This is a genomic window from Sulfobacillus thermosulfidooxidans (genome assembly GCF_001280565.1).
GTDB lineage: Bacteria > Bacillota > Sulfobacillia > Sulfobacillales > Sulfobacillaceae > Sulfobacillus > Sulfobacillus thermosulfidooxidans_A.
This window is the reverse complement of the sequence record NZ_LGRO01000001.1, coordinates 1,034,173-1,060,318: the sequence shown is the minus strand read 5'-3', so window position 1 is coordinate 1,060,318 and position 26,146 is coordinate 1,034,173. Positions and strand designations below refer to the sequence as shown.

Genomic DNA, 26,146 nt, shown 5'->3' with positions numbered 1-26,146 from the left:
TATTGATCTTGTTCATCAATCTTCGTTTTTGTAACCTTATGATTCCGGATTGATATCCTCAGGCTCATCCCAAACCGCATAGGCTTCATCTAATTTACGTAAAAACTCATGCCGTTTACGCCGGTAGTTTTCGCGCCGCTCGTCGGACATGTTACTCCACAACCCACGTCGGACCCAACTCTTAAGACCGAATAAGACTAAAAACCAAACCCATAGGGGCACACGAGGACGTCGTCGAAACCACATAAGTATTTCCTCCCTTTATCGTCTTGTTTTTCATCTCAAAAATTCGTACTGCTTACTAATTTGTATTATACTGCTTTATGGTTTGAGTGTCGGAGGCCTTTTAATTAGTCCTCCGTTACGCTCACTCATGGCATAAGGACTCATATATGGTTTGATAGTGTAAAGGCGTATGCCCTAACCCATACATCATAACTTCTTCGCGCGCCCGAGAAATGGCCGTGTACAATTGATATGCTCCACCTAATACGGGTTCAAAAGCTGTCGCACTCTCGGCAACCAATATAGCCGCATCAAATTCTAATCCTTTGGCATATTTTACGGTGCTGATAATCACTTGGTATCCTTCTGGATCTGCAGGTTCTACCGCCATTTTAAGGGGTTCGGGTTGCAAGGCAAACAGCTCTTCTCGCAAATAATGAGGAATCTTATTGGCAAAAATTAAAGCAATTTGGCCGGAATATCGATTCCCGAGACGCTCAATTTCGTGCATCAATTTTTCTGCTGCGTGGTGTCGCAAAGAATATGGAGGGTGAATAATCCCCCCAGCTCGCCGGGCACGCTGTTCGATTCCAGCAGGATGGGCCGCATTAGCTAGTTGGACGACTTTAGCACGGGAACGATAATTGTCTTTGAGAACAATGTACCGAGCGTGTAATTGCTGAGCTAAAGTTTCCCACGATAGCGGTTGAGAAAAATCTGTTAAATGCTGATAGGGATCTCCAACCACGGTAAGGGATCCATTCGCTGTTAAGAGTTGACGCACCAGCGCGAATCCTACGGCAGGTAAATCTTGAGCTTCATCCAGAACAATGAGGGCATAGTGCTGCTGCGGAGAAAAAATCTTCGTAGACAAATATAATAGCCCCAGAGCATCGGCTAATCCCCATGTTCCCTGTAACGACAATGGTGATGATATCCCAAATTGTTTACGGACTACGCTATAAAGAGGTTTGATCTCATTCATGTCCCCAGGCACGTGAGCACTAGCCAGCCACGCGGTGAACCGTTGACCGGCTTGACTCATGGTTGCTTGAAATTCGTGAGATTCCGAGCCAATCAGTGCGGTTTCCACAACCGATGTCCACCGCTCGCGAAGCAATTCCACACCGTGAGACAACGATTTTGCCGAAGCAAGTATACGAGTCAGATCTCGGGACGACAAACTGGCTATCCGAGTTTGTTTACCACTCAAACTGTCCACGACAAATTCCATCTGTAAAGGACCTAATTGCTCAGCAACTTCTTCAAGATACCCTGGAAACCACCGGTCCAAAAAATCTACAAATGCGGGGTCATATAATTTGCTTTCCTCTTGATACATCATCTGAGTGCGAACAGGCATGCCAGCATAGGACGATACCCACGTCGCCACATCATGTAAAACAATATCTGTTGCATCCAGCGACGGCAAAATATCAGAAACATAGCGCAAAAAGGGCGCAGACGGACCTAAATACAAAATTTGCTTAGCCGTTAGGGATTGGGAATGCAATAAATGAACAACACGATGGAGCGCTATTTCGGTCTTGCCGCTGCCAGGGCCCCCATTAATCACAAGGCTTTCCAGCATGGGTTGAACAATTAAGTCATATTGCTCTTCTTGCAACGTCGCTACAATATCAGCCAGTTTGCCTCCAGAACTTTTCTCAAACATATGGGACTCAATAAATTCTCCTGTATCCTCCAAATCGGGAAGGCTGGCATCGCGATAAAGATCTGTCACTTCATCAAGCGTTGCCGCCTGAATAACAAGACGTGTAACCCGTTTCAAATCCCATAGATCCGACACAGACCGGTGCGTGATATACATTTTGGCCACAGGCACGTTCCATGGTATCACAGTGATAATGCGTCCCGTATCATCACGAAACGATAAAGAACGCTGGGATTTACTGATATAAACCACTTCGATCATATCGTTTGCATCGTGATCAATATATTCCAATCGTCCATAATAAGGGCTAGCGCGATGCCGATTCCATTCTTCAAACCATTTTTGTTCTCCCCGCGCCACCGCCTCGTAGACAGCAATGTCATTGGCTCCCGTAACCGGCTGACGATCGGCGGTTAATAGACGCTCCAATCCTTCGTCAATGGTCCTTAAGACGTAGGATAATGTGGTCTTTTCTGCTAAAAACACTCTTGACGATTTTTTAAAACGATATTCCATAGCATTCACCACCTTAAGACCAGGACGCACAAAAAGACCCGAACTCAATGCAGATTATCTTAACAGAGTGACAACAAAAATTCTAATCATTGGCCCGTGCAGTCGATTCTCACAAAAAAGAGCCATAAAAAATCCGCCATATCCATGGCGGGAATAGATCGGTGAGAAATATATAGGGTTAAAGCCGTTTGCGAAAATCGGCCAATGAGGTCGTTTTATGCAACGGCACCATGGTATCAACCATTTCCTTGGCCTCTAACAAACTGCATTGTCGTCGTTCGCGCAGTAACCGGATCGCTTCGACGCGTCGATTTTGAGCTAAAAGCATCCGAATATCAAAATCGAAATCCCCTAATTCCGGATCCATGCCAAACATGCCTAACAATTGGTGTTGCTGCCGTTCCAATTGTTTCAGCCGATAATGCAACCAGGCGACCATTAAGAACAATCCTAACCCCGTAATTATCATGACTCCGATCACACCGGTTCACGCTCCCGATAAGGTTATCTGATTAATAGTGTAAAGGATTACCCAATAAAAAGCATGTTTTAACAGTGATTAATAATTCATGCCAATTACCGTCCTTTATTTCGTCGTTATCAAACTGCCTACACTTCCATTTGCTGCCGAGTTGGGGAACTAGAGGGTTGAAAGGAGCTTTGAGCTGATTCTTGAACGGCATGATAACTCTTCAACATAATCGCGAAAATTAATCCGGTTAAAGTAATCCATGACGCCAAGACAAAAACGTCATCCATGGCCATGACAAAAGCCTGTTCCAGAACATTTTCATGCAGCAGAGTTAAGGCCAGTGGGTTTACTTGATTCAATGGCACGCCCAACGACGCAAAATATTGGGCCAAAGTATGTAAAAAATTTTCGGCAGCCGGTGAAATGGGCGTATACGCCGAGGACAAGTAGACTTCATGGACCGCTTCTTGATGGGTAAGAACCGCTGTCAACACCGCTAATCCAAAGGAACCAGCGACGCGTTGCACAATGTTATTAATAGCTGAACCCGTTCCGACCAAGGCCGTGGGAACGCGGGACATCCCAGCGGTTATTGCTGGCATCATGGTTAACCCAATGCCTAGTCCACGCAAACTCAACCATAACACCACATCGCTGACGGGAGTATTCACGCTGAGATTATGTAACAGGTAAGTGGTATACGCTAAAATTAGCAAGCCCGGAATAACTAAGGGCTTGGCGCCAATTTTGTCATAAAGACGCCCGGATAAGCCCATGGTTAGCGCAGTGGCCAGCGCACTGGGCATTAACATAAGCCCCGTTTCGAGAGCTCCATAACCCACCACTGTTTGTAAAAATAACGGCACATAAAAAATGCCAGCAAACATGCCCATGGTGACAATGACGGTGATAATATTGGCTACGGCAAACGACCCATGGGCAAACACACGCAAATCCAGTAGAGGATGGGTCGTGGTCAGTTCCCATAACACAAACAGTATCAATAATAGACTGGACCCGCCTAAAATAAGAACAATCGGTTCAGAGGTCCATCCCCAAGTTTCTCCCTCAGATAATCCGAGCAAGAGGCCGAAAAGTCCGCCAGCGGCTAAAATAAATCCCACCGTATCCAATGGAACTTTCGAGGTCGGCATAAACGGGGGGACATAGGCCAAACTTAGAAACAGACCCATGATACCTATCGGCACGTTGATATAAAAAATCAGGCGCCAATTCACATATTCAACCAGATATCCCCCGAGTGTAGGCCCAATAGCCGGCGCAACAATTGCAGTTAAACCCCAAATACCCATTGCCGTTCCGATACGATTGCGAGGAACCATGCGGTAGAGCATGGCCATGGTAATGGGCATAATCAATCCCCCACCAGTTGCTTGTAGGACACGAAAGACCATGAGACTGCCCAAATTCCATGACAATCCGGAAAGCGCTGAGCCCACTGTGAAAACCGCTAAGGATGTCATATAGATTCGGCGATATCCAAATCGTTCGCCTAACCATCCGGCAAGCGGAACGACCGCTCCCAATGTCAGAAGATAAATTGTCACAACCCATTGCACTTGTTGCGTATTGACGGAGAAGACGCTTTCCAATTTGGGAATGGCAATATTGACAATCGATGTATCCAAAATCGCCATAAATCCCCCAATAACTAACACAAATAGGGCTGGTCCCCAATTAGCAGTGAGTTCAGTTTCGTTCATGCGACTTGCCATGAAAGCGCAATCCTCCTTCTTACCCGCTCTCGCTTACGGCACCTTCAAGTGGTACCTCACCTCGTCCTTTCCCATTCATTATAATCATTGGGAGAGATATGGAGCTTTTAAGACAGTCTAAGAGAAACCAGAATACACCAAGCTCATGACTACGATAAAGCCTATGTTCCTCATTGTCTCTCACAGATCCTCATACCGGACTGAAATGCCTAATCCACGATGATGAAGCGCATAACCGGTAATCAAAGTGTGCTACACTACAATGAATCGAAAAATTTTTATCATAGCTCTAAGGAGGCTATCATGACTGCGCCTTTATTGCCCATTTCGCAAAGAAGTTTAACTCGTCAAGAAACCGCGGATCTTTTACGTGGATTATCCGATTTCGTAGAAACCTATCCCGATAACGAATTTATCGTGTCCATCGATATCTTTCCTCAATCAAATCAACCATCACGAACCAAAGCCAAGCGTAATACGCGTAAATCGGTATAGCACTATGAAGACGAGCACCATCGTTACCCAAGACTAGAACAGAGTGGTTATAATGTCTTCATTCTGTCTACGAAACTTTCCCCCTCGAATCTACCACAAATTGTGTGGAGATTGTGGTACAAAATGGCAATGTGCTACTCCGGTATAGTTAGGGAATGATGCCGGTCCACTGAGCGGAGCATCCACCATACCACAATACCCCCAAGGCTTAATAAAACAAGGCTCACATAGGAAGCCACAGCGACCGTAGAAATCATGTGTATCCACGTAGCCATGACTACTGGTAACGCTCCGATGGCTAGCACGGTGCGATAGGTGCTTGATGTTCTGCCGTAATACTCGGGCGGTACCGTTTTTTGTAAATACGTGCTCACAACCACATCATGAAAATCCGCATTCATGCCGGTCATGAGGACGGCGATAATAATGCCCGTTGGGCTAGGAATCCATATAAACAGGGCAAAGGGGATCAGATTGACGAGCTGCGATAATAAAATCCACCGAAGGGGATAATCACGGCGATAGTGAGACAGCACCAATCCCATCGCAATGGAACCCACGGCACTTACACTGTAGGCAGGACCCGTAAGACCCGTTCCGAAGACGGTGGCGTGAGACAAAGCGGGAACCAAAATTTCCACCATGCGCCACCCCCCGGAAGCGGTCGCAGCCAATACAAAGATCGCGAGCAGATCTTTTCGCGTCCGGGCATATTGCCAACCTTCTTTGAGCACCGTGTACACCGTGTGGTGATGAGCGGAAACACATGGGAGGATCACGCGACTTCGAAGGGAACCCCATCCTAAGAAAAACTGGGCGGCCGAAAAGGCAACGATTAAGGGAACAATGCTTCCCGCCTTAGTAAGTAGTCCCGCGCCGAGTGCCGGACCGGCAATCGCAGCACTTCGGGTGACAGCAAGACGTAGTCCATGAAAGTGATTAAGATCGGACCGAGAAAGCTCCCCTTGAATAAGCTTTTGCAATCCGGGGGAACTAACCAATTCGAATATCTGAAAAATCATCACGAGGGCGAGCAGCGCGAAAACTGACGGACCCCTTGCACCGATCCAGATGGCACCAGTGAGCCCAAACCATCCGGACAAAAAATAAGCCATCCACACCGCCCGTAATGATGGGGAGCGGTCGATGATGGTGCCGGCAATGGGCTGAAGAAACAGCCGCACCATGATGCGAATGATCCATATCGCACTTAACAGCGCAAGCGACTGTGACAGCTCATAGATTTCAATGCTCAGACCAGCGATCCATGCACCACTCGTCAACGTCGAAAAACCCAACCCGTAAAGAACCCATCCAACCTTGCGCAAATGTCTGAGACCTCCGGTAATAGGGCGAGGCGACAATGTGCTCCAGGATCTTGTACTCTTGTGCCCTGTATGGAGTTAAGGAGATATCTTTATCCTACCTTAAGCCGCAGGAAAGCCGCAGTGAACAAGTCAAATCTATTTTCTCAAACGACAGTTCCGGTAATTTCCCAATCGGCAACTTTATCAATAACGTATTGTCTCTGTCGAAATCGACCAATATTGCTTACTTATGTGAAAAAGGAAGTGTACGGAATTCATAACCAAGGAGATCTATTCGTAGTATCGACATTTGCCCCGAACGATGATGACATGTGGAGACTTTCCTCAATGACCTGGCCTTTTATTTAACAAGAGCCAGGGAGTTTGCCGTCTTTCATTTCATTCCTAGATTTTTTGCTTTCTGACAAAACTGCTGGATATCGCAAATACTATACCACGAACGACTTGTCCGCGGCCAGAGTTCTTGAATTACCCTGCCTTCTGCCGTCGTCAGGCAACTTGAGGGAAAACCGTTAAACGCTGAGCCGTCTTGCCGATTGCTTGCCTATTGCTTACCTATTGCAATTGAAAGAATTTCTTCCTGTTCCCTCACTTCATGATATACCATTTCAAGAAAATTACTTTGCCTCATACACATAAAAAATTAGGGATTCGGGAGACAACCGAGGTCATATCCCGAATCCTTAGGTTTGTTTCCGTCCGTTAGTTAGCCACGACTCATTCTCACACTGACTCTAGCACTTGGAATAGCCACATGACTGACAATGCTGACATCCTTCTTCGTAAACCAGGGTAGGTGCGTCGCATTGCGGGCACAGGTCTAAGTGAAGTGAGGTATGACGGGTATCATGTTCCTGGGCTTTTGCCGTGACAGGCATGGGAGACGTGGTCGTTGCGGCCTCTTCTCCCGGACGTTGGCGCAGGTGGGATTCCAAGAGTTGTCCAATAGCGTCAACAACGCTGAGTACGCGTCCTGGTCCAAATCCCATTTGGTTTGCCCCACCGATACCTTTTAGTTGTTCCGCTACCAGTTCAAGTCGGCGTCTTGGCGTGAGATTGCCGTTTGATCGGAGATAAAGACTAATTACGCGCCCTAAAGATTCCATAAAGGACTGAACCTCGGATCCCGCTCGCCCTAACAACATGAACACTTCAAAGGGATTGCCATCCACTTCGTTAATAACCACCCGCGCCGTCCCGGCCGGTGTTTCCTTTCGATAAGTCCGCCCATTAATCAATTGGGGCACCGGATAGACTTCAACATCATCAGACATTGACGGCATCTTTTCGGAAGTCGTAGCGTTGGCAGCATCATTATTACTCGAAGACTCCTCACTCAAATGAAGAACCTGTTCAGTCCGACTCTGATCTCGGTAAATTGTCACACCCTTACATCCCAGGTCATAGGCTAATTCATATAGCCTGGCTGTATCTTCAACCGTATACGTGCTCGGGGCATTGGCCGTCTTGGAAATGCTCGAATCCGTCCAACGCTGGATCGCCGCTTGCACGTAGACATGTTCTTCAGGGGTTAGATTCATAGCACCTACGAAATATGATGGAAGTTCCATACCCGGATGGGCTTCTTTCCACTCAGCGGCCACCGGCACATATTGTTCGTCATAGCCTAAACGCGACTGACGGAAATAGGTTAAAGCATAATACGGTTCAATTCCCGTGCTAGTTCCGACCATGGTCCCAACGGTTCCGGTTGGAGCTTGCGTCAAAATGGTGACATTGCGAACACCATGTTCTCTAATGGCTTGCCTCACAGATTCCGGCAATCGTTTGATAAAACCGCTTTGAAGATATAATTCCGCATTAAACGCAGGAAATGGGCCTTTTTCCTTCGCCAGTTCAACATCATATAAATAACTTTCTACCGCAATAAACTTATACAACTTATCGATAAAATCCAATGATTCGGGACTACCATAACGCAATCCCAGCCGAATTAGTAACTCCCCAAGCCCCATGGTTCCAAGACCAATACGACGCTCTTTCTGTTGATTGTCATAATTTTGTTGAAAGAAGTATGGTGTGGCGTCCACAATATCATCAAGAAACCGAACGCCCATCCGAATCGTTGTCCGTAATCCATCCCAATTCACATCGTTGGTTTCTCGATCATAAAAGGCGGAAAGGTTGATATGACCTAAGGTACAAACTCCCCACGCTGGCAAAGGCTGTTCGGCACAAGGATTGGTACTGATTAAAGGATTGAAATACCAACTGTTGGAATCCTTTTCGTGGCGTTCATCAAACACGATACCAGGTTCAGCAGCCTGCCATGCTCCCTTAATGATTTCGTTCCAGATTTTTCTGGCTTTAACCGTTTCGTAAACAATAATGGGCTTGTCCGCTTTTTTCCAATTCTCTAGATTTCCATCCCATAGCGTATCGTAATCGGGATCCGTCGTATCAGGAAAGACCAAATCCCAATCATCGTCATTTTTGACGGCTTGCATAAAACTATCGGAAATTCGAACGCTAATATTCGCATTTTCCACCATTCCTGGCGTTTTCTTGACATCTATAAATCGCCATATATCAGGATGCCAATCTTCAATTTGTAACATTAATGCACCGCGGCGTGAGCCACCTTGCTCGACCAGTCCTGTAGCCCGGGAATACAGATCCATCCAGGATACCGCCCCAGAAGACCGTCCGTTAACTCCCCGAACTGCTGCACGTGCCGGACGTAACGAGGAAATATTAATTCCCACCCCGCCTCCCCGGCTCATAATTTCAATCATCTGCCCGAGAGTTTCCACAATCCCCTCTCGACTATCGCGGGGACTCGGTATCACGTAACAATTAAAATACGTTAGTTTTTGGTCGGTTCCTGCTCCTGCCCAGATTCGGCCTCCTGGCACAAAATGCAACGCCGCAATCTCCTTGGCAAAGCTATCTTCAACGTCTTGCCGTACTTTAGCTTTTTCAACTTTAGCCACCCCGCGTGCAATTCGGCGGGCCACTTCATCGATGGTCTTTTCGATGGGCCGATCACAATCAACCACCCGGCGCTCGATGAGATCCCCTTTTTGAGGACCGGTTAGAAGTTCAATGGACAAATGTCCATCGGGAAGAATGTCCCGGACAATACCCACGTCCTTTTTAGGCCATTTGGGATGAGGCTCGACCAATGCAATTGCAAGATCCCCCACTTGAAAATTCCGATCAGGATCTTTCAATGTGTAGCGATCGAGAAATATCTTCCAACTCAGTTCTGATGAAAATCCTGTAGACAATTCCAATCCTTAGCCCTCCTGATGAACATGCGGATGAAGTAATTTTTCTAGCTCTTGGCGAAATCCTTCAATGTCTGTAAATTGACGATACACGGATGCAAAGCGAACGTATGCCACTTGATCGACATCTTTTAGCTGGTTCATAACAAGTTCGCCGATCCACCGCGAGGAGACTTCGCCTAAATGATGGTCACGAATTTCTCGCTCCACGGCATCAGCGATCATTTCGAGCTCGCTTAATCCAATAGGACGCTTTTCACAAGCCGTGAGAAGACCACGAAGGATTTTAGTCCGATCAAATGATTCTCGCCGACCATCTTTTTTAATAACCCAGATAGGTATTTCTTCTACACGCTCATAAGATGTAAATCGTTGATGACATTGTAAACATTCCCGGCGGCGGCGTATTTCACGACCCTCACGGGCCGGCCGGGAGTCCAAGACCTTGCTGTCATGATAATTGCAAATCGGACACCGCATGATTCATACCCCTTTATGTAGTACATCATTAATTATAGAACCCCAATATATTGATGTCGAGCAAATAGAGGCCCATTGAATAAATTTTGGTTAGTAACCCAATAACGTGTGCCTTCCCAATTTATCTCCCCATCTTAGACTCTGCAAGATCTTGACGATTGCCAAAATCCATGAACCCATCACAAGAACAATGTTTAGCACTGAAGATGTAATTTTTGAAAAAGATAAAAGAAACGATGACTTTTCCTCGTCGCTCATTGTATCCCTATTTACTTGCGTGAGGGCTGCCGCAGGGCAAGGATGACCACCGCGCTCACAATCGCTAAGCCCCCCACTGCCTGTATGTTGTCAAGATGCACTCCGAGCCACATCATGGATGCTGCGGTCGCGACTAGGGGTTCGGCGCTGGTTATTACACTGGCCGGTCCCGGTTCAATATAATTTAAACTCGCTAAGTACAGCCAAAACGCTAGGAGAGTTCCAACCAGTACCACAAACGCCACAAAAATCCATGCGGTCCACGGCCACCAGGTCCGCGGGCCTTGCCAAATCGGGAAAATAAATTGCGAGGAACACGATCCAATAACCATCCCCCAGCCCACAATCACACTCGACCCCCAACGCTGAAGCAACTGCCCGGGATAAAGGGTATAAAACGCCAAGGTCACTGCCGATAATAATCCCCAAATCAGTCCACCCAGGGGAATATGTAAACTGTTTAAGTGACCATTGGAAACTAAAAGCCACGTACCAAGCAAAGAAAGTCCCACTGCCGCGAACTGACGAAAACTGGGACGTGCCCGTTTGCGAACAATAAGGTAAAGCGTGATAAGTGCTGGACCCGTATATTGAAGTAATGTTGCTGATGCTGCATTCCCATCCTGTATGGCTGCTAAATAGGAATATTGAACTGCGAACAATCCGAGGATTCCGAAAATTATTAGTTGAAGACGCCAGTGGCGGGATCGCCAAGGTTGCCAGACGACATCAATTCCCTGTCTCCATGCCGTCACCAACAATATTAAAACTCCGGAGATCCCCATACGCACCGTAACAAGCCATCCCGCGGAAGCATGATAAGTCATAAAAAGACGTTGAGCCGATACTCCAGACAAACCCCAGAATATTGCTGCTAACAAAGCCATCGTAAAGCCTTGCCACTGCATACGGCGATGGGATAGATCCACCAGCCGCGTTGATGGCGTTACCATATTTCGATATCATCCTTGTCAATCAGTTTCATAACCAGAAATGCAAATAACGATGGTATCCGCAATTAATCATGAGGTTTTGACAAGATACTATAACCATAAATCCCAAATCCTATGATGAGAAGGATTCCAAGCCAAAACGTGCCCATTCCCACAAGTCCCCCGCCCGTGAAGAATGCTCCCGCAAGCTCTCCCCATTTAACCCATTTTAATTGGGGACGTTGCCGTTCTAGTGTTGCCCATCGTTTCGTAAGCATCTTGATACCCTCCTCAACAAAAATGGATTCATTTTAATGAATCTCCCACGATTCACCGTACTGGAATCATGGCCACATTACCGGTTTTACTAGCCGCCAACAACGCGTGCGGAAAAAGAATTAAAGCTGCCGGACCAAAACCACCTAGACCTTCTTGGGTTGTCTCCTGAATATGTCCATCACTCGCTTGGATTTGTACAATCATTCCATTGTGAAGGCCGATCCACAATATGGAATTTTGTAAAATCGGATTGGCAACCGCCGATGATGGTAATAACGTCCTCCATATCAGCCTACCACTTTTTGCGTCAAATGCACTTAAATTTCTATTAGCAGGATTTGCAATAAACACAATGTGATGCGTGACAAAAGGAATACCTTCTTCTTCTTCATCAAGCGGAAGAATGCCTCCTCCTGTCTCGCGGTGCCACAATATGTGTCCATTTTGCGTAGAAATCGCAAACAGTTCATTATTCAACCAGGTTTGCCCCGTCTTTAAATTCACTATACGAGGCACCCCAGCAATATACAATATATTGTCTGCAATAGCAGGACTATTATCAGATAATCCACTAGTTACCGGCAAATCAATGTGCCACACAATTTTATGAGTCAGAAGGTTAATGTCCCAAACTGTCGATGATGAAGCCGGATAGGATTTCATATACACGTTGGTGGCCACAAATAATTGGTTGCCGTATATAATGGGTGAGGACATACTATCGAATCCTGCTAAAACCCGTGACCATAATACATGACCGTTGGAAGCGTCCACGGCTAAGAACTCTCCCGTTCCGGTTACCTCATAGATAATTCCATGCCAAAGTGCTGGCGTCGGCATATCTTCACCAATCGTCGGCGTAAACCATAATTCCTTGCCCGTTGTGCGGTTAAAGGCCATTAGGCCATTGGTCCCTGTCCCTCTCAACCAACCTTGTTTCTGCGAATAGCTTCGAAAAGCCTTATTTCCTAAGCCGACAATTACCTCATTATGCCAGACTAAGGGTGTCGTCATAACCATATTTGGCAATGTATCGGTCCACAAGCGACGTCCTGACAATAAATTCCAGGCTATCAATTGGTTATTATTGCTCCCAACATAACCATCGTGACCCACTACAGCCGGTTGATCGGCTACCGGACCTGTGTGCAGGATATAGCCTGTCTGAAGGGATACGGGATTATCCCAATTAAATACCGTATTATGTTGAAGTCCCGTTTCAAATCCAGTCCATTTTTGGGGAACGGGCTGATCGGCATCAAAAGAGGCAGCGGTTTTGGTGACAATAGGCATCACGTGTGCCGTCACCGACTGTGTACTTTGGGGTACCGTTTTAGGTTTCGCATTCCATGTCGGAGACCAAAAAACACTATGATAGAAACCATTTGGCATGGGCAATCCCACCCAGAGAGGAAACAGATAGAGTGTCGTAATGCCGACGCCCAATCCCTCAGTGATCGCTAGCCACCGCCAACGGCCACCGCCCTGAGTCATATGAAATAGCTGAACCATGCCATAAGCCATACTCATAATTAACATGGGCATCATGGACAAAAAATAATAATTAAATTTCGATCGTGGGGTTAACAACCATGTCCCGTAAAATACTAAAAACCATACCACAAAAAATAGCGTCGGAGGGCGCAACCTATGGGTTGTCTTAATATCTCTCACGACCATGATTAATAAGCTCAATAAGCCCAACCAGATCACAAGAGGGTTAGAAAAAGCTAATAAACGAATGGTGTCATGCGCCCCAGTAATCCATAAATACGCTGTGGGTCGGGGTAATCCCAACCAAGTCCAGGCGTTCGCCGTCCAGGGATGATAAAATTGCAGCGTCCACATATTTTTTAAAATCAGCCACTGTAGTTTAGCCCATGCCATAAATACGTTATGAGGAAGCCAGGATTGGTGAAAACCTCCCGGAAATGCATAGGCATACGTCAAAAAATAAACGACAAGAGGGATGACGGTCACAGCCGCAACATATAATATTCGACGTGATGAATGCCGAATTCGATGCCATGACAGCACAAAAATAATCCATGACATGAGAATACTTTGGGCACCAATCCATTTGGCCGAAAACCCTAATCCCAATGTGATACCAAACATCCATAAGGTCTTGCGTGTCACCGCTCGATTATTATTCAAATCATCGTATAAACGCCAGAGGACAAAAAGATTCCAGACAACCAATGGAAATGCAATCGAATCGAGCAACGCTAATCGACTGGTACTCACCATTAAACCGTCGACCGCTGATAAGCCCGCCGCAATAAGTGCCACGTACCGATTATGAAATATTGCTTGGGCGAAAGCATAAACGACGATGGGCACGAGTGTTCCCAATAAGGCCCCGGGTAAGCGCCATGCCCACGGATGGTTACCAAAAGTAATAATAGCGGCCGCAATCACTTCTTTGGCGAAGGGCGGTGCGGATAACAGATTAGGATCAATGCCGTAAATTAAAGGCTTAACCAGAACAGGCGGCTTATGATGAATTAATACGTCGGCTGCTGTAACATAATAATATTCATCATAGATCAGGCCATGATAACGCCCTAAACCAATAAAGCGCGCCAAAAATGCCACTATTTCAATGGGAATCAAAACCCACCATTGCGGTAATAAACCAGGATAAAGACGAAGATGACGGTAACTTTGTTCTTTGGATAATGAAATCATCCGCATCCCCCTTTACCCAGAATTTAACCCGAGAATGTTGAACATATTATAACGTGGAATCAAACACTACTTGCCGGCTAAAAATTTCCTAATGATCCACCGGATATTCGTGATTAACATGGGTCTTCAGACCGGAAGGAGCGCCGCGTCTCTCTTCACGGATGGCGAGGGATCCGGATGTGTCCGCTCCATGGCATTATTTCCATAAATCCAAAATGGGTTCCAAGAGAGCAAAAACATTAGATTCTGTAATATGTTCCTGGACAATCCCCCAAGAGAGTGAAACCCAGTACCATGGCCATTCTCGCAAAGCTTGCAACCGTTTTACGAGATCATGAATAAGGGTGACTTGCTGAAGTTCTCCCACTTCACTCACATCAAATACCGGATCGGCTAGTGTCAATTGGCCTTTTTCATTGAGACTCCAGTGAAACTGATGGTGATAGGGACTGGTCAAGGGATTAAACCCGGGCACAACGCCATTGGTAACTTGTAACCACAAATGAAGAGGGATCTTTTGTGCCGCCTCCGTAATACGCTTGAGACGAGTCAAATCACCCGTTACCTGCATATAAGGCCACAGATCATACATAATGAATGAATGTGGAACATTGTAGGATCGGGCTTGGCGGCCCAACCCTTTATCTAGACGAATCCGTACAGAATGCGTATCAGATTGTTCCAGAATTTCAACTTTTATGCAACGCCAACACTTGTGCACGGGTTGGGGTGCGAACATCCATTGCATTACATGAGCATCTGATAAGGATTCAATAAAAACCGGAGACACTTGATTGCGTTCGAGTAAATTGTTAACCAGTAATACTGTTGGATGCGATTCACTTAATGCCATCATGTTAATCGTCTGTCATTTCGCCTTGCGAAACGGGAAGTAGAAAACAGCTTCCTTCTCATGGTAAGGCCTGTTTTCCACTTCCTTGACGACCTCCTTCCTATTAACGCCGGGAAACAGACGTGATTAATCCAAAAGACGACAATATTCGATCTTCATGCACCGATCTTCAACCACTTGCAGACCCGCTGTTTCAGCAATGGACCGTGCGATTTCATTTTGAATACCCAGTTGTAACCACAATACTTTAGCACCGATGCGCACAGCACTCTCGGCTACAGTAGGAGTATCCTCCGGGCGTCGGAACACGTCCACAATGTCAATCGAAAAAGGAATATCTTCAAGACGTGGATAAACCTTCTCACCCAATATGGTTTCAGCGTGAGGATGAACGGGTACGATATGATATCCATGGTCTTTCAGAAACTGCGCCACTTGAAAGCTTGGGCGATCTTCTTTTGGCGACAAGCCGACAATAGCTACATGGCGATATTGCTGTAAGATTTGGCGAATTTGTTCATCGTCCACCTGGTCCAATCCCTCCTGTGCCTGTTCCCTATTAATAAACACGTTTATTCGACGGGAGTTAACCAATGACGGTATTCTGGGATTTGGCCACGAACAGCTTGGTTGTAGTGGGATTGAATCCGCTCGGTAATGGGCCCGATTTTACCGGTACCGACTTGGCGGTGATCGATTTGGGTAATCGGCGAAATTTGAGCACCTGTTCCGACTAAAAAGAGTTCGTCGGCTATATAGAGTTCAGTACGATCAATGGCCCGCGTCGTCACAGGGTACCCTAAATCGTGGGCAAGATGCATAATCGTTTCCCGCGTAATGCCTTCCAAAATGTTTTCACTAACGTCGGGGGTAATTAATGTGCCCTCTCTAACCATAAATAAATTCGCGGCACTGCCTTCGGCAACATGTCCGTTTTCCGTTAAAAAGATAGCATCATCAAAACCGGCTAGGTGAGCATCTGTAACGGCCAGAGCGGTATTGACATAAGATCCGGTGACCTTTGCCCGAGAAGGAATGGCATTATCTTCAAGCCGTCGCCACGCCGATACCATGACGTGAATGCCGGTCGTCGGTATATAGTCTCCCATGGGCATCGCAAAAATAGCAAATTCATCGCGAATACCGTCCAGGGTTACTTTAATGACAGGTTCTGCTTTAAAAGCCAACGGACGAATATAGACGTCTTGACGAAACTCTTGCCGGCGCAATAATTCCACTGTCCGTTGCATCATTTCTTCAACACTATGCCCAGGATCGATTCGCATGATCAGGCACGAACGCCAAAACCGTTCAAAATGCTCGCGAAGCTTTAAAATAAACAATGTATCTTCTTCCGCACTATAATAAGCCCGTATACCTTCAAAACATCCTGTGCCGTAATTTAAAGCATGGGTTGCGATTGACACTGTAGCCTGTTCCAAGGGTAAAAATTCGTGTTTGAAATACGCTAAAGGCACAGATATTCCCCCTATTCATCAGTCCATATTTTAAAACCCATAATAACAGGAACTTGTTGCCATGAAAACTCAAAGTCTATGAATATTCTCGTTTGCCGGACAGTAACCTGCTCATTTAACCGAACACAATTAGGATTTCTTAAGGGATTTTGATATCATGAACGTATAAATTCTTAACATGGCCTCATCGGAGTACAAGCGATGAAAGGAGCACAACATGTCCAAAAAGCCGATTTCATTTAAAAGTCATAGTCGACGTCGACGGTTAGAAAAACAATATCGTCCCCGTAAAACGGTCCATGAATGGGATGATTTAGTCGACTATTGGCGTCTGTTTATTCCCAATCCGGCGCAACTGTCTGACCGGGGGCCGTGGACAGAACGGATGTTGTGGAGCAATGCCATTCTTGCTGGCTTAATTTCGGCCCTGCGGATTTGGCTTTTTGCTGGCTTTCACCTCCTTGTTATGTTAAGCGTTGCGATTAATACGTTATTTGACATGTTTCTGTTTTACTATGCTTTAACCTGGATTGTGGTGTGGATTCTGAACCGTACCGAAACAGCCCACAAACGTTACGAAGTCGATACGTTGCGCAAACAAGCTATTGCCTATTCTGGCTGGCTCGTCATCCTCGTTGTAGCCGCTTGGATTCCCGTCCCTTTTCTGTCCATCGGGATCGGGCTTATTATAGCCGTATTAGGCATTCGCGCCGTCCATTTCTTATACGGTGTCAATTGGCTACGCTCTGCTGCTAGTGTGCTAAGTGGTTCAGCAACCATTTGGATGTTAATCATGGTTTTGAACCGCATTGCTGGTCTTTAAATAGTTCTTTCCCGCTTGTCTGACCATGAATCACAACGAGCTCGCATTTATTGAACAGGGAGGATAAGTCTTGGTAAACTTGGCCATTGTTACCCGCAGATTGTCCGGGCGCGGTGGCATGGAGACCGTCATCAAAACGGTCGCACAAATGGCTGAAACTGATCGTCTTCCCCTATCACTATGGGCTATGGGCCGTCTTCTTGACACACAGTGGCTCCACAACATTTCCTATCGCGATGTCAATATTGATCAAGGTACAGGGCGCCGGTTGCAGTTACGCGCCAAATTACCCCTGTACATCATGGCATTAACGCGCCTGCTTAAAGAAAGTGATGTCGATACCTTATTGGTTACGGATCCTACCTTTGTCGAAGCGGCTTATTGGGCTCGCCAGATAGTGCGCCGGCCCCTGCGCATTCTATCATGGGTGCACTTTTCTCTAGACAAATTAGCAAATATATCAAGCCTCCGACTCGCCGATGGACATTTGGCCATTTCTCAAGGGATTCAGCGCCAACTCGCAGCTATTCCAGTATCTGCACCCATTTTTGTCGTCCATAATCCTTTACCATATGACTTCCAGCCTCTCCCCCCGGGATCCATGGTTCCTGGTCAATTATTGTATGTGGGACGATTGAACAATCACCAAAAGCGTTTGGACTTGCTATTTGAGGCCCTCGCCCAAATTCGTGAACCGTGGCAGTTGAACGTGATAGGCGATGGTCCTGATTCTTCCTGGCTGAAAGAACTGAGCCACGAATTAGGTATTGCCAACCGCATCTATTTTAACGGGTGGCAGTCCAACCCCTGGCGTCTTATCAATCCGCGTGCACTTGTCCTGACTTCTGACTTTGAAGGCTTTCCAATGGTACTCGTCGAAAGCCTTGCCCAGGGAATACCTGTCGTCGCAACAAATTGTCCCACCGGTCCTGAAGATATTGTCGAAAACCATAAGAATGGGTTATTAGTTCCGATTGGATCAATACCAGCCATTCGCGATGCCATTCGCATAGCATTAGCTCGCGAATGGCCATGGCTGCTATCTCCCCAAGAAATTCAACGCGATATTTTGTCGCGCTTTAGTGCATCTCATGTCTTTAGAATCATGCTCAATGCCATTAATAGCGTTCCTCCGCGGTAAATAATGACCATGTATCCCGAATCATGCGATCAATATCATGGGAATATTGCGGGTCGAAAGACAGTTCCGTGCGCGCTTTATTAATATCGGCCACTAATACCGGCGGGTCTCCAGCCCTTCGCGGTAAGCGCTTGGGATTCACAGGCAATCCCGTGACCCGTGCAAAACCTTCCATAACTTCCTGGACTGAATGGCCGTGACCCGATCCAACGTTAAATGCCGTAGAAGATCCGCCATCTTTCAAATATTGCGCAGCCTGAAGATGAGCTTCGACTAAATCATGCATATGAATATAATCACGGATCGCGGTACCATCCGGTGTCGGATAGTCTGTGCCATAAATTTCTGGCTGTTCGCCTTGAATGAGAGCATTAGCAATACGAGGCAATAAGTGCGTTTCCGGAACATGGGATTCGACTACATTATTCACGCTGCCCGCCACATTAAAATATCGAAGAGCAACCCAGGGCTGCACATACGCTTGATCATAAGCCTGTAATATTTCTTCAAATTGCCATTTGCTCACGCCATAAGGACTAATGGGAACTTTAGGAGCCTCCTCCGGAATAGGGACTATTTCTGGTGTTCCATAAACCGCGGCTGAGGAAGAAAAAATCACGGGAACAGCTCCCATATCGTGAAGATAGTTTAACATCGCCAGAGGAGCCACAAGATTTTCTTGAAAATAACGTGCGGGTTCTTGTACGGATTCCGACACGACAATGAGTCCGGCGCAATGGTACACAACATGGATGCGGTACTGGTCATAAATTTGTTTCCAGATTTGTTTATCGCCAATCGATCCATAAAAAACCGGCACGTCCGGCACTTGGCTCGGGATATCCCGGTAGTCAACAACAATAGGAATTTGACCACGCTCTTTTAGGACGGCTGCTAACGATTGTCCCACGTAGCCTAGTCCACCCGTCACCACGACGGCATCAGGTTTGGACATAGATGTAAAGGCCTCCCTGTTTCAGTTAATACCGTAATGGTATCACGCTTTAAGTGGGGAAGCTACGCACCTAACAGTCCCAATGCCCACCCGATTCCAGCCCCGACGGCTGCAGACAGTGAAGCTAATATCCCAAATTGCAAACTGCTCCGTACCATGGAACTGCCGGTTAAACGGCCTTTTATAGCCCCTACTGTTAATGCCGCCATGAGCGACAACGCCCAGGCTAAATCTCTAGCGGTTAAGGTCGGTAGTGGCAAAAGAAATGGTAAAATCGGGGGACTTGACCCCACCATGACCGCGATAGCCATTGTCACGGCATTGGCTAATGGGGTTTCTTGATGGTTTGGATGAACCCCTAAAGCCTCTCGCACCATAAATTTTAACCACCGCGGCCGGCTTGAAATGATATCCTTGCGAATTTGTGCGATAGAACGGTCAGGAATCCCGATGTCTTCTAACAGTTCCGTAACCTCCTGAGCCTCCTGGTGCGGGTGATTCTGGATATCCGCCTGTTGCTCTTTGATTTGCTGGCGAACCCAGTCATTTTGAGATACTGTAGCCAGATAGGAACCGACACTCATCGAGACCATGGCAGCGCCCACCGATGAGAGACCGGCAATCAGGATCGAACCATGCGATTGATGCGACAAGGCTTCACCCGAGACCAAGCCGATTGTCGCAACCAGCCCGTCATTGACCCCAAAGATCGCTTCTCGTAATAAAACTTGTAAATTCCAATGATATTTTGATGTTTCGCCTTTGAATTCTGATCGAGGCGATTTAATTCGATTGCCCTGTGATGTTGTTGACATTTAGCCGCTGCTACTAAAAACATAGACGTATATATCTGGTGCTAGAGTTTGTCTGTTTCACTGTGTCCCGCCTCGCAAAAAGCTCACTCCTCGGGTCGATGCGACATTCCGCAGGCGTAATCCCAAGGCAGGTCCCATACACTAGCTTGCTAGCTGAGGGCGAGACATTCTTTCGCTTGTTCGAGATGGCGGCATTGAAATCACCGTCTATAGCCAATCTATAGGATTCACAGGAAAATATCCTTTCCGCCAGCGAGAGCTACACTTTCTTCAGCTCACAGCAACAACACAATTTGCGGGAAGGAAAGAACCCGGAGTCTTGCCCCCACTTCAGGCTGGGTTGTGCATGGATGTTTTTATGTTTTGGCCCAAAGTCTTTAGACTCCTTGATTCGCAATCAATCTCCTCAAACGCGAGTGGTCACCATGCCCTTAATATTGAGGTTTTTGATAGTGATAAAGGCCGACTTGATTTTCGCCAATTCGCTCACCACAAAAGCACGTTACGTTTCATATTGGCTAAGCGACCGTAGAATTTTTGTCCTCTCAGCACGTTTTTGTCAATGTTCCTTCCGCACTTAGTAGCAGGATGTTCACCTCATTTCTGTTGATATGCAAGCTTTCCCGCTAAAGCACGCTGCTCGCCCTTTAGCTTCTTCTCACATTTGTGAACAGCGGAAGTTGTGTTCACATCACTAATGGCAAAATTTTTTGCGTCCTCAGTCTATCCCGGTGTCAAGACGTTTCGGTGGCAGAGGGGACAAAGATTCTCGTATGTTTATTGTCACACGAACATCCTATCGATCAGATTTTTGCGATATAATGCCCCCCGTCACTGTTACACCAAGGGGAATATAACCAAATTCTTTTAATTTCATCCCTACGACGATAGGGACTGTGATAATATGGCGCCCGTCTGTTCAGGGGCTGTTATTCTTCTTTGGAAAATAGACTGTCATTCTTGATTTTCTAGAAGTTTGGAAATCCCGTTTGCCCTTCAGGAACATCCTCAAGAGTTTTTCACCAGGTACAATGATTGGTTTAACCGCTTTACTATCTACTTTCTTGATTCACAATTAGGCGAGATAGTTTGGAATAGAATCTGTCCTCAGTCAACTGAAGAATTCGATTCCCCCAGCACACCATTTTTCGTTTTCGTCGATCGCCCGATTGTGTGGCAGATGGAACTCATCGCCAAATCGCCAAATACCTAGGCTTTTTTAATTTTGTTCATTTGTTTCGGGGTCACCATTTCCGTTTTGACAGCGCGGAACAATTTCACCATGCTCCGCGATCCCGTTCTTCCCCAGTCCGCCAGGATTTTGCCCTTGAAGATAGTGTTGGATAATACTGATATCATCCGTATTCATTTGACTCAGAGGAATTTGGTCAAGAGGCCACCATTTCAAATCTAACAGCTCATGGGGTTCTGGTTTCAATTCCTGAGACGGCGAAGCAGCATTTTTCTCTACCTGATAATAAAAACGCAGGGAATGAAACGGGTAATGAAAAAATGCAATAAAACTTTCTCGCAGGCCGAGAAACTGTTGAACATGCACCATAAGACCCGTTTCTTCAAAGAACTCGCGTGTGAGTCCGGTCTCTAACGATTCCCATGGTTCAATGCCTCCACCCGGCAAATCCCATTTTCCACTGAAGCGGGATAGGGACAACAAAATCTGCTGATCGTGAACAAGAACACCGTATGCCGCAGGACGAAAGCGAATGTTCTGGGGAGAAAATTCATGAAAGTGCCCATATAAATCAGGAATTTTGACGGGTCGTGAGGGAGGTTTGGGTCTAGGCATCCGCACGCTCTCCTGGCTCTGCCATGCGTTCCGCACGCTGTGCAGCCCGCTCCAAATACACGGCCAAATGCTGCACGCTGTTGGGATCCAAATGATAGCGCGTCATGCCCCAGCGCATCTGCAAGTGACATCCGGGATTGTTAACAATAATAATGTCCGGATGCTTATCCGCAAGAACTGTCATTTTTTGTTCAAGAATACCCAGAGCCCATTCCCTTTGCTCAATATTGTACGTCCCAGCTGACCCACAACAGCTGTCTTGACCACTGTAAGGCACAAAGATATCCCCTGTGACAACGTTAAGGAGATCCACAGTATCCTGTCCCGCATGTTCAACGTTTACTAAATGACAGGAATTCTGAAGGGCAATCCGCTGCCCGCTTCCCCTTAAGGGCACCTTATGTTGCACCTGTTTAAAAACTGTCGCCCAATCCCGCACTCGTGCGCTAAACTGGCGTGCATCGTCAGCGTACTGCGGATCATCAGCAAGCAGTTCGCCGTACTGCATAAGCATTGCCCCGCAGCCTCCGGCCGTATTTACGATAAGCTTTTCACTATGCCGAAATGCATTGATGTTCTGACGAGCCATTGCTTTGGCTTCTTCGGTGAATCCACTATGAAGATGTAACGCCCCACAACAACCTTGGTGAATAGGGCTATCACTTGGGATGCCACCACGCGCCAATAAATTTTTCGCCGCCTGGTTGGCATCTGCAAATTGTGCCGACATAATACAACCTTTAAAAAATTCGACCGCCATTGTTGCCGTGGACGATGAGATTGTAACCTTTGCGATCTGTTGTTCAGTATAGCCTAAAAAAGGCGTCAACGACTGTAATGGTTTAGGCAGAGAAACCTTGTTGAGCCGGTTTCCTACGCGTACCGCACGCCTCAGCCAATGCGGCTTTTTCACCAGTTTCAGAATCTGTTGGGTGGCAAAGGATAATCGTTTTCTGCCTTTACCATAAGACGGCGATTGCAACATATCACGACCCGCCTCCAAAATTCTGTGATAGCGAACTCCGGAAGGGCAAGCCGTTTCACACGCCCGACAGTCCAAACAATGACTCAGAGAATCCTCAAGCCCCTCACCAATTTCAATTTCCCCCTCAATCGCCGCTTCAATCATGGCAATCCTTCCGCGGGGCGATTGCAGTTCGTTACTCGTTAATTGATACGTGGGGCAAACCGGCAGACAAAAACCGCATTTGTTACAATGTTCAATATCCTCGGTCGCAATAATCCACGATGGCTGAACGTTGATTGTCATTTCCCCCTATTCATGAATTTTCGAAAAGATGTCATATGGATCAAATACATACTCTAGTCTTTTCCGAATTGTTTGCCACGCTGCTTCTACAGGTTGTTCCCAGTACTGACCAGATCCTACAACCCGCTGTAAGCCGACTATATCGGACCGGAACGACGATGTGCCATAGATTTCAAAAGCTCCGCTTCCGGGATAGACAATCCACGACACCACATTGTTGTCTCGCTCTAGCACATTCACAAGGGATTCAAGCTGGGACGGTTTCAGGCCTCCCTCACCATAAATTCCATCGTTCAAGGCTACTTGGATTAGATTTTGTCGGTTCCCCTCCCATTCCGCCCATAGTTCTTCTTCGCGCCATGTGATATGAAACCCTAATCTCTTACAGACGGTTTCCACGAGACTCTTGGTCGCGTGAATTCCTGAGGACTGATGCGAAAACCATAGACAGGGATCTTTATCCAGCCAATGAGTGAGAACCATCCCTTCCGGCCGATCATAATGACGACTTAAATCGAGACTCATCCTCAGTAACGCTTGAGCATCGCTATGCGACACATATCCGAAGAGCCGGTGTTTGGGATAGGGTCGTAATCGTAAGATGACTTTGGAGATGGCTCCCAATGTTCCCCATGATCCAATCGCTAACTTGGTGACATCATATCCTGCGACGTTTTTCATAGTCTTCCGTCCAAAGCGCAGCACGTCACCACGCCCGTCAATCCATTCCACCCCAAGCACGACATCACGCCAGCCGAAAAGAAAACTATTACGCCAATTACGTGCATTCGAGGCGATTAACCCGCCGACTGTGTCTTCCCCGGTATAGGGCAACAGAGGAACGTCTAACTCTTGTTGATGCAATAAAGCCAAAAGCTCGGACGCGGCAAATCCCGCTCCGACCTCGAGAGTCAAATTGTCCGGGTCAAAATCCACAAGTTGATTCAATGCGGTCATTTCAATGTGGGTATGAGGAGCTCCCCCAACCACCGGCCACCTTTGAAAACGCCCTCCAACAGATAGCCGGACATGCTTCCCAATGGCGGTTCTTATTGCGTCCTGAAGATCCTCATTGCTCGATGGTTTCCATACACTCGGTCTGGTTCTTGCTTCCGTTACCGCGGCTCTATCCGCGGTAACGGTTTTTGGTGCTACCACCACCTTCAAAGGGTTGAGCAATTCTTTAGGATCGAAGGCCCGTTTAATATGAGCCATAATCTGCCGTTCTTTTGGACCATACATCAAATCCAGGTTTTCCAGTTTATCAATTCCTACCCCATGTTCACCTGTAATAGCTCCACCTCGAGCAACACAGGCTTGAAGAATGGCCCGATCGGTTTCCTTTAAACGCCGTAATTCTTCCGGATTGGCAGGATTATAAGTGATGATTGGATGCAGATTCCCGTCGCCCGCATGAGCGGAGCAAAAGATATCAAATCCATATTGATGGCCAATTTCCAGCACATCTTGCATCATTGCTGCCAACAAGGGTCTTGGCACCGTAACATCCTGGATCCACAGATGCGGCGCCAACCGGGCCGCAGCACCGTAGTGGGACCGGCGTCCCCGCCACAACGCATCCGCTTCTAAATCCGTGGCAGCGATGCGAAAATCTGTTGCTCCCTGTTGCTGGACAATCTCTTGAATGCGTGCCACTTTTTCCGTTACATCATTTAACGGTCCATCCACTTCGATGAGCAACACGGCTCCGGCATCCACAGGATAGCCCGCATGCACAAACGACTCCACCAACTGCAAAGATTTTTTATCTAATAATTCCAATGTCGCAGGAACAATTTGCTGAGCAATTAATGCCGATACCGTGTCTAGGGCTTGTTCCACCGATGAGAATACACCTAACATCGTTTTCATGGTTTCCGGCTGAGGCCAAATACCGACGACAATCTCCGTAAAGATCGCCATAGTACCTTCTGATCCGACCAAAATACCAGTAAAGTCTAAATCGGTACGGTAATCCCTTGCCGTAGGCGTCCACACCTTCGTGCCATCGGCTAAAACTACTTGCAGTTGAACCACGTGGTTGGTTGTTACACCGTATTTGACGCAATGGGGCCCTCCAGAATTTTCCGCGACATTGCCTCCCAATGTGGCAATTTTGTGGCTGGCCGGATCGGGGGGATAGAAAAATCCGATGGAATTTAGGACCTGCTGCAAGTCCCAATTAATCACACCCGGTTTTATTCTAACTTCACGGCTCACCGTATCAATATCTAAGATGTCCCGTTGCGCCGTTAAAGAAAGAACGAGTCCCCCTAAAATAGGAGTCGTGCCCCCACTTAAATTGGATGAAGAGCCCCGGGGGATGACATAAATATGGTGGTGGGCACATGCTCGTATCACTTGTTCGACTTCGTCGGCCGTCTTAGCAAATACCACCACATCTGGAACATACCGTTCACCAGTGGCATCATAACTAAATGCCATGCGCTGGTCGTAATCCACTATCATTTGCTGTGGTTCCAAAAATCGCTCAAGTTCGTGAATTAATTCTTGTAATGCCTGCTCATCGACACCAGGATAGAGCTCCGTTAGATGATGCCGGTCCAATTGCCCTGCTAATGACTTGCGGCCCATACAATTCTCCTAAACATCAGACCTCTTGACCGTAATACAGCACATTGAAACCCTCAACCCTCCGTGTCATT

At 46.9% G+C, this 26,146-nt stretch carries 21 protein-coding genes; 3 read left to right on the top strand and 18 right to left on the bottom strand.

Annotated elements, in window-relative coordinates; genetic code table 11:
• Positions 1 to 36 precede the first annotated feature (36 nt).
• The 4 genes from AOA63_RS05480 to AOA63_RS05465 form a co-directional block, all read right to left on the bottom strand.
• Positions 37 to 246, bottom strand: a complete 210-nt coding sequence (locus tag AOA63_RS05480) for a hypothetical protein (protein ID WP_053958755.1) — start codon at positions 244 to 246, stop codon at positions 37 to 39.
• A 121-nt stretch (positions 247 to 367) separates the two neighbouring features.
• Positions 368 to 2,416, bottom strand: coding sequence for a UvrD-helicase domain-containing protein (locus AOA63_RS05475; protein WP_053958754.1), 2,049 nt, complete (start codon positions 2,414 to 2,416; stop codon positions 368 to 370).
• A 178-nt stretch (positions 2,417 to 2,594) separates the two neighbouring features.
• Positions 2,595 to 2,885: a hypothetical protein gene (locus AOA63_RS05470; protein ID WP_139061502.1), complete on the bottom strand. Its 291-nt coding sequence runs from the start codon at positions 2,883 to 2,885 to the stop codon at positions 2,595 to 2,597.
• Positions 2,886 to 3,025: 140 nt separating this feature from the next.
• Complete coding sequence (locus tag AOA63_RS05465; RefSeq protein ID WP_053958752.1) at positions 3,026 to 4,624, bottom strand: DHA2 family efflux MFS transporter permease subunit; 1,599 nt, start codon at positions 4,622 to 4,624, stop codon at positions 3,026 to 3,028.
• A 303-nt stretch (positions 4,625 to 4,927) separates the two neighbouring features.
• Here AOA63_RS05465 and AOA63_RS05460 point away from each other — a divergent pair, with 303 nt between their 5' ends.
• Entirely contained in the window at positions 4,928 to 5,119 is a 192-nt protein-coding gene (locus tag AOA63_RS05460) for a hypothetical protein (RefSeq protein ID WP_053958751.1), read from the top strand.
• Between the two features lie 134 nt (positions 5,120 to 5,253).
• Here the strand turns inward: AOA63_RS05460 and AOA63_RS05455 are convergent, their stop codons facing one another.
• The 9 genes from AOA63_RS05455 to AOA63_RS05415 form a co-directional block, all read right to left on the bottom strand.
• Positions 5,254 to 6,447, bottom strand: coding sequence for an MFS transporter (locus AOA63_RS05455; protein WP_053958750.1), 1,194 nt, complete (start codon positions 6,445 to 6,447; stop codon positions 5,254 to 5,256).
• 734 nt (positions 6,448 to 7,181) lie between these two features.
• Entirely contained in the window at positions 7,182 to 9,704 is a 2,523-nt protein-coding gene (locus tag AOA63_RS05450; RefSeq protein ID WP_053958749.1) for an adenosylcobalamin-dependent ribonucleoside-diphosphate reductase, read from the bottom strand.
• A 3-nt stretch (positions 9,705 to 9,707) separates the two neighbouring features.
• Positions 9,708 to 10,178, bottom strand: coding sequence for a transcriptional regulator NrdR (gene nrdR, locus AOA63_RS05445; RefSeq protein WP_053958748.1), 471 nt, complete (start codon positions 10,176 to 10,178; stop codon positions 9,708 to 9,710).
• Positions 10,179 to 10,447: 269 nt separating this feature from the next.
• On the bottom strand, positions 10,448 to 11,389 hold the full coding sequence (locus tag AOA63_RS05440) for a DMT family transporter (RefSeq protein WP_053958747.1): 942 nt from the start codon (positions 11,387 to 11,389) through the stop codon (positions 10,448 to 10,450).
• A 65-nt stretch (positions 11,390 to 11,454) separates the two neighbouring features.
• Entirely contained in the window at positions 11,455 to 11,646 is a 192-nt protein-coding gene (locus AOA63_RS05435) for a hypothetical protein (protein WP_053958746.1), read from the bottom strand.
• Positions 11,647 to 11,698: 52 nt separating this feature from the next.
• Positions 11,699 to 14,338 carry a PQQ-binding-like beta-propeller repeat protein gene (locus tag AOA63_RS05430; RefSeq protein WP_053958745.1) on the bottom strand — a complete coding sequence of 880 codons (2,640 nt, stop codon included), beginning with the start codon at positions 14,336 to 14,338 and terminating at the stop codon, positions 11,699 to 11,701.
• Between the two features lie 196 nt (positions 14,339 to 14,534).
• On the bottom strand, positions 14,535 to 15,194 hold the full coding sequence (locus AOA63_RS05425) for a hypothetical protein (RefSeq protein WP_053958744.1): 660 nt from the start codon (positions 15,192 to 15,194) through the stop codon (positions 14,535 to 14,537).
• Positions 15,195 to 15,317: 123 nt separating this feature from the next.
• Positions 15,318 to 15,719, bottom strand: coding sequence for a CoA-binding protein (locus AOA63_RS05420; protein ID WP_053958743.1), 402 nt, complete (start codon positions 15,717 to 15,719; stop codon positions 15,318 to 15,320).
• A gap of 44 nt (positions 15,720 to 15,763) precedes the next feature.
• Positions 15,764 to 16,669: a branched-chain amino acid transaminase gene (locus tag AOA63_RS05415; RefSeq protein WP_082343761.1), complete on the bottom strand. Its 906-nt coding sequence runs from the start codon at positions 16,667 to 16,669 to the stop codon at positions 15,764 to 15,766.
• Positions 16,670 to 16,886: 217 nt separating this feature from the next.
• On the opposite strand from AOA63_RS05415, the gene AOA63_RS05410 reads away from it, so the two are divergent.
• Positions 16,887 to 17,492, top strand: a complete 606-nt coding sequence (locus AOA63_RS05410; RefSeq protein WP_053958741.1) for a hypothetical protein — start codon at positions 16,887 to 16,889, stop codon at positions 17,490 to 17,492.
• A 70-nt stretch (positions 17,493 to 17,562) separates the two neighbouring features.
• Positions 17,563 to 18,633, top strand: coding sequence for a glycosyltransferase (locus AOA63_RS05405; RefSeq protein ID WP_053958740.1), 1,071 nt, complete (start codon positions 17,563 to 17,565; stop codon positions 18,631 to 18,633).
• Here AOA63_RS05405 and galE read toward each other — a convergent pair.
• From galE to AOA63_RS05380, 5 genes are all read right to left on the bottom strand, one after another.
• A complete protein-coding gene (galE, locus tag AOA63_RS05400; protein ID WP_053958739.1) occupies positions 18,611 to 19,588 on the bottom strand; it encodes a UDP-glucose 4-epimerase GalE in 978 nt (325 codons plus the stop codon). The genes AOA63_RS05405 and galE overlap by 23 nt on opposite strands.
• Positions 19,589 to 19,650: 62 nt before the next feature.
• The gene (locus AOA63_RS05395; protein ID WP_053958738.1) at positions 19,651 to 20,403 is read right to left on the bottom strand and encodes a VIT1/CCC1 transporter family protein; all 753 of its coding nucleotides are present in this window, start codon (positions 20,401 to 20,403) and stop codon (positions 19,651 to 19,653) included.
• Positions 20,404 to 21,622: 1,219 nt separating this feature from the next.
• Positions 21,623 to 22,210, bottom strand: a complete 588-nt coding sequence (locus AOA63_RS05390) for an NUDIX hydrolase (protein WP_082343760.1) — start codon at positions 22,208 to 22,210, stop codon at positions 21,623 to 21,625.
• Positions 22,203 to 23,480, bottom strand: coding sequence for a (Fe-S)-binding protein (locus AOA63_RS05385; RefSeq protein WP_053958737.1), 1,278 nt, complete (start codon positions 23,478 to 23,480; stop codon positions 22,203 to 22,205). Before AOA63_RS05385 ends, AOA63_RS05390 begins: the two co-directional genes overlap by 8 nt.
• 6 nt (positions 23,481 to 23,486) lie before the next feature.
• Positions 23,487 to 26,075 (bottom strand): FAD-binding oxidoreductase, encoded by a 2,589-nt coding sequence (locus AOA63_RS05380; RefSeq protein WP_053958736.1) that lies wholly within the window; start codon positions 26,073 to 26,075, stop codon positions 23,487 to 23,489.
• Positions 26,076 to 26,146: the final 71 nt, after the last annotated feature.

Excerpts from the sequence above, each read along its gene's own strand:
- AOA63_RS05480 (WP_053958755.1), bottom strand. The coding sequence starts at position 246 with ATGTGGTTTCGACGACGTCCTCGTGTGCCCCTATGGGTTTGGTTTTTA.
- AOA63_RS05475 (WP_053958754.1), bottom strand. The coding sequence starts at position 2,416 with ATGGAATATCGTTTTAAAAAATCGTCAAGAGTGTTTTTAGCAGAAAAG.
- AOA63_RS05470 (WP_139061502.1), bottom strand. The coding sequence starts at position 2,885 with ATGATAATTACGGGGTTAGGATTGTTCTTAATGGTCGCCTGGTTGCAT.
- AOA63_RS05465 (WP_053958752.1), bottom strand. The coding sequence starts at position 4,624 with ATGGCAAGTCGCATGAACGAAACTGAACTCACTGCTAATTGGGGACCA.
- AOA63_RS05460 (WP_053958751.1), top strand. The coding sequence starts at position 4,928 with ATGACTGCGCCTTTATTGCCCATTTCGCAAAGAAGTTTAACTCGTCAA.
- nrdR (WP_053958748.1), bottom strand. The coding sequence starts at position 10,178 with ATGCGGTGTCCGATTTGCAATTATCATGACAGCAAGGTCTTGGACTCC.
- AOA63_RS05440 (WP_053958747.1), bottom strand. The coding sequence starts at position 11,389 with ATGGTAACGCCATCAACGCGGCTGGTGGATCTATCCCATCGCCGTATG.
- AOA63_RS05435 (WP_053958746.1), bottom strand. The coding sequence starts at position 11,646 with ATGCTTACGAAACGATGGGCAACACTAGAACGGCAACGTCCCCAATTA.
- AOA63_RS05430 (WP_053958745.1), bottom strand. The coding sequence starts at position 14,338 with ATGATTTCATTATCCAAAGAACAAAGTTACCGTCATCTTCGTCTTTAT.
- AOA63_RS05425 (WP_053958744.1), bottom strand. The coding sequence starts at position 15,194 with ATGATGGCATTAAGTGAATCGCATCCAACAGTATTACTGGTTAACAAT.
- AOA63_RS05410 (WP_053958741.1), top strand. The coding sequence starts at position 16,887 with ATGTCCAAAAAGCCGATTTCATTTAAAAGTCATAGTCGACGTCGACGG.
- galE (WP_053958739.1), bottom strand. The coding sequence starts at position 19,588 with ATGTCCAAACCTGATGCCGTCGTGGTGACGGGTGGACTAGGCTACGTG.
- AOA63_RS05395 (WP_053958738.1), bottom strand. The coding sequence starts at position 20,403 with ATGTCAACAACATCACAGGGCAATCGAATTAAATCGCCTCGATCAGAA.
- AOA63_RS05390 (WP_082343760.1), bottom strand. The coding sequence starts at position 22,210 with ATGCCTAGACCCAAACCTCCCTCACGACCCGTCAAAATTCCTGATTTA.
- AOA63_RS05385 (WP_053958737.1), bottom strand. The coding sequence starts at position 23,480 with ATGACAATCAACGTTCAGCCATCGTGGATTATTGCGACCGAGGATATT.
- AOA63_RS05380 (WP_053958736.1), bottom strand. The coding sequence starts at position 26,075 with ATGGGCCGCAAGTCATTAGCAGGGCAATTGGACCGGCATCATCTAACG.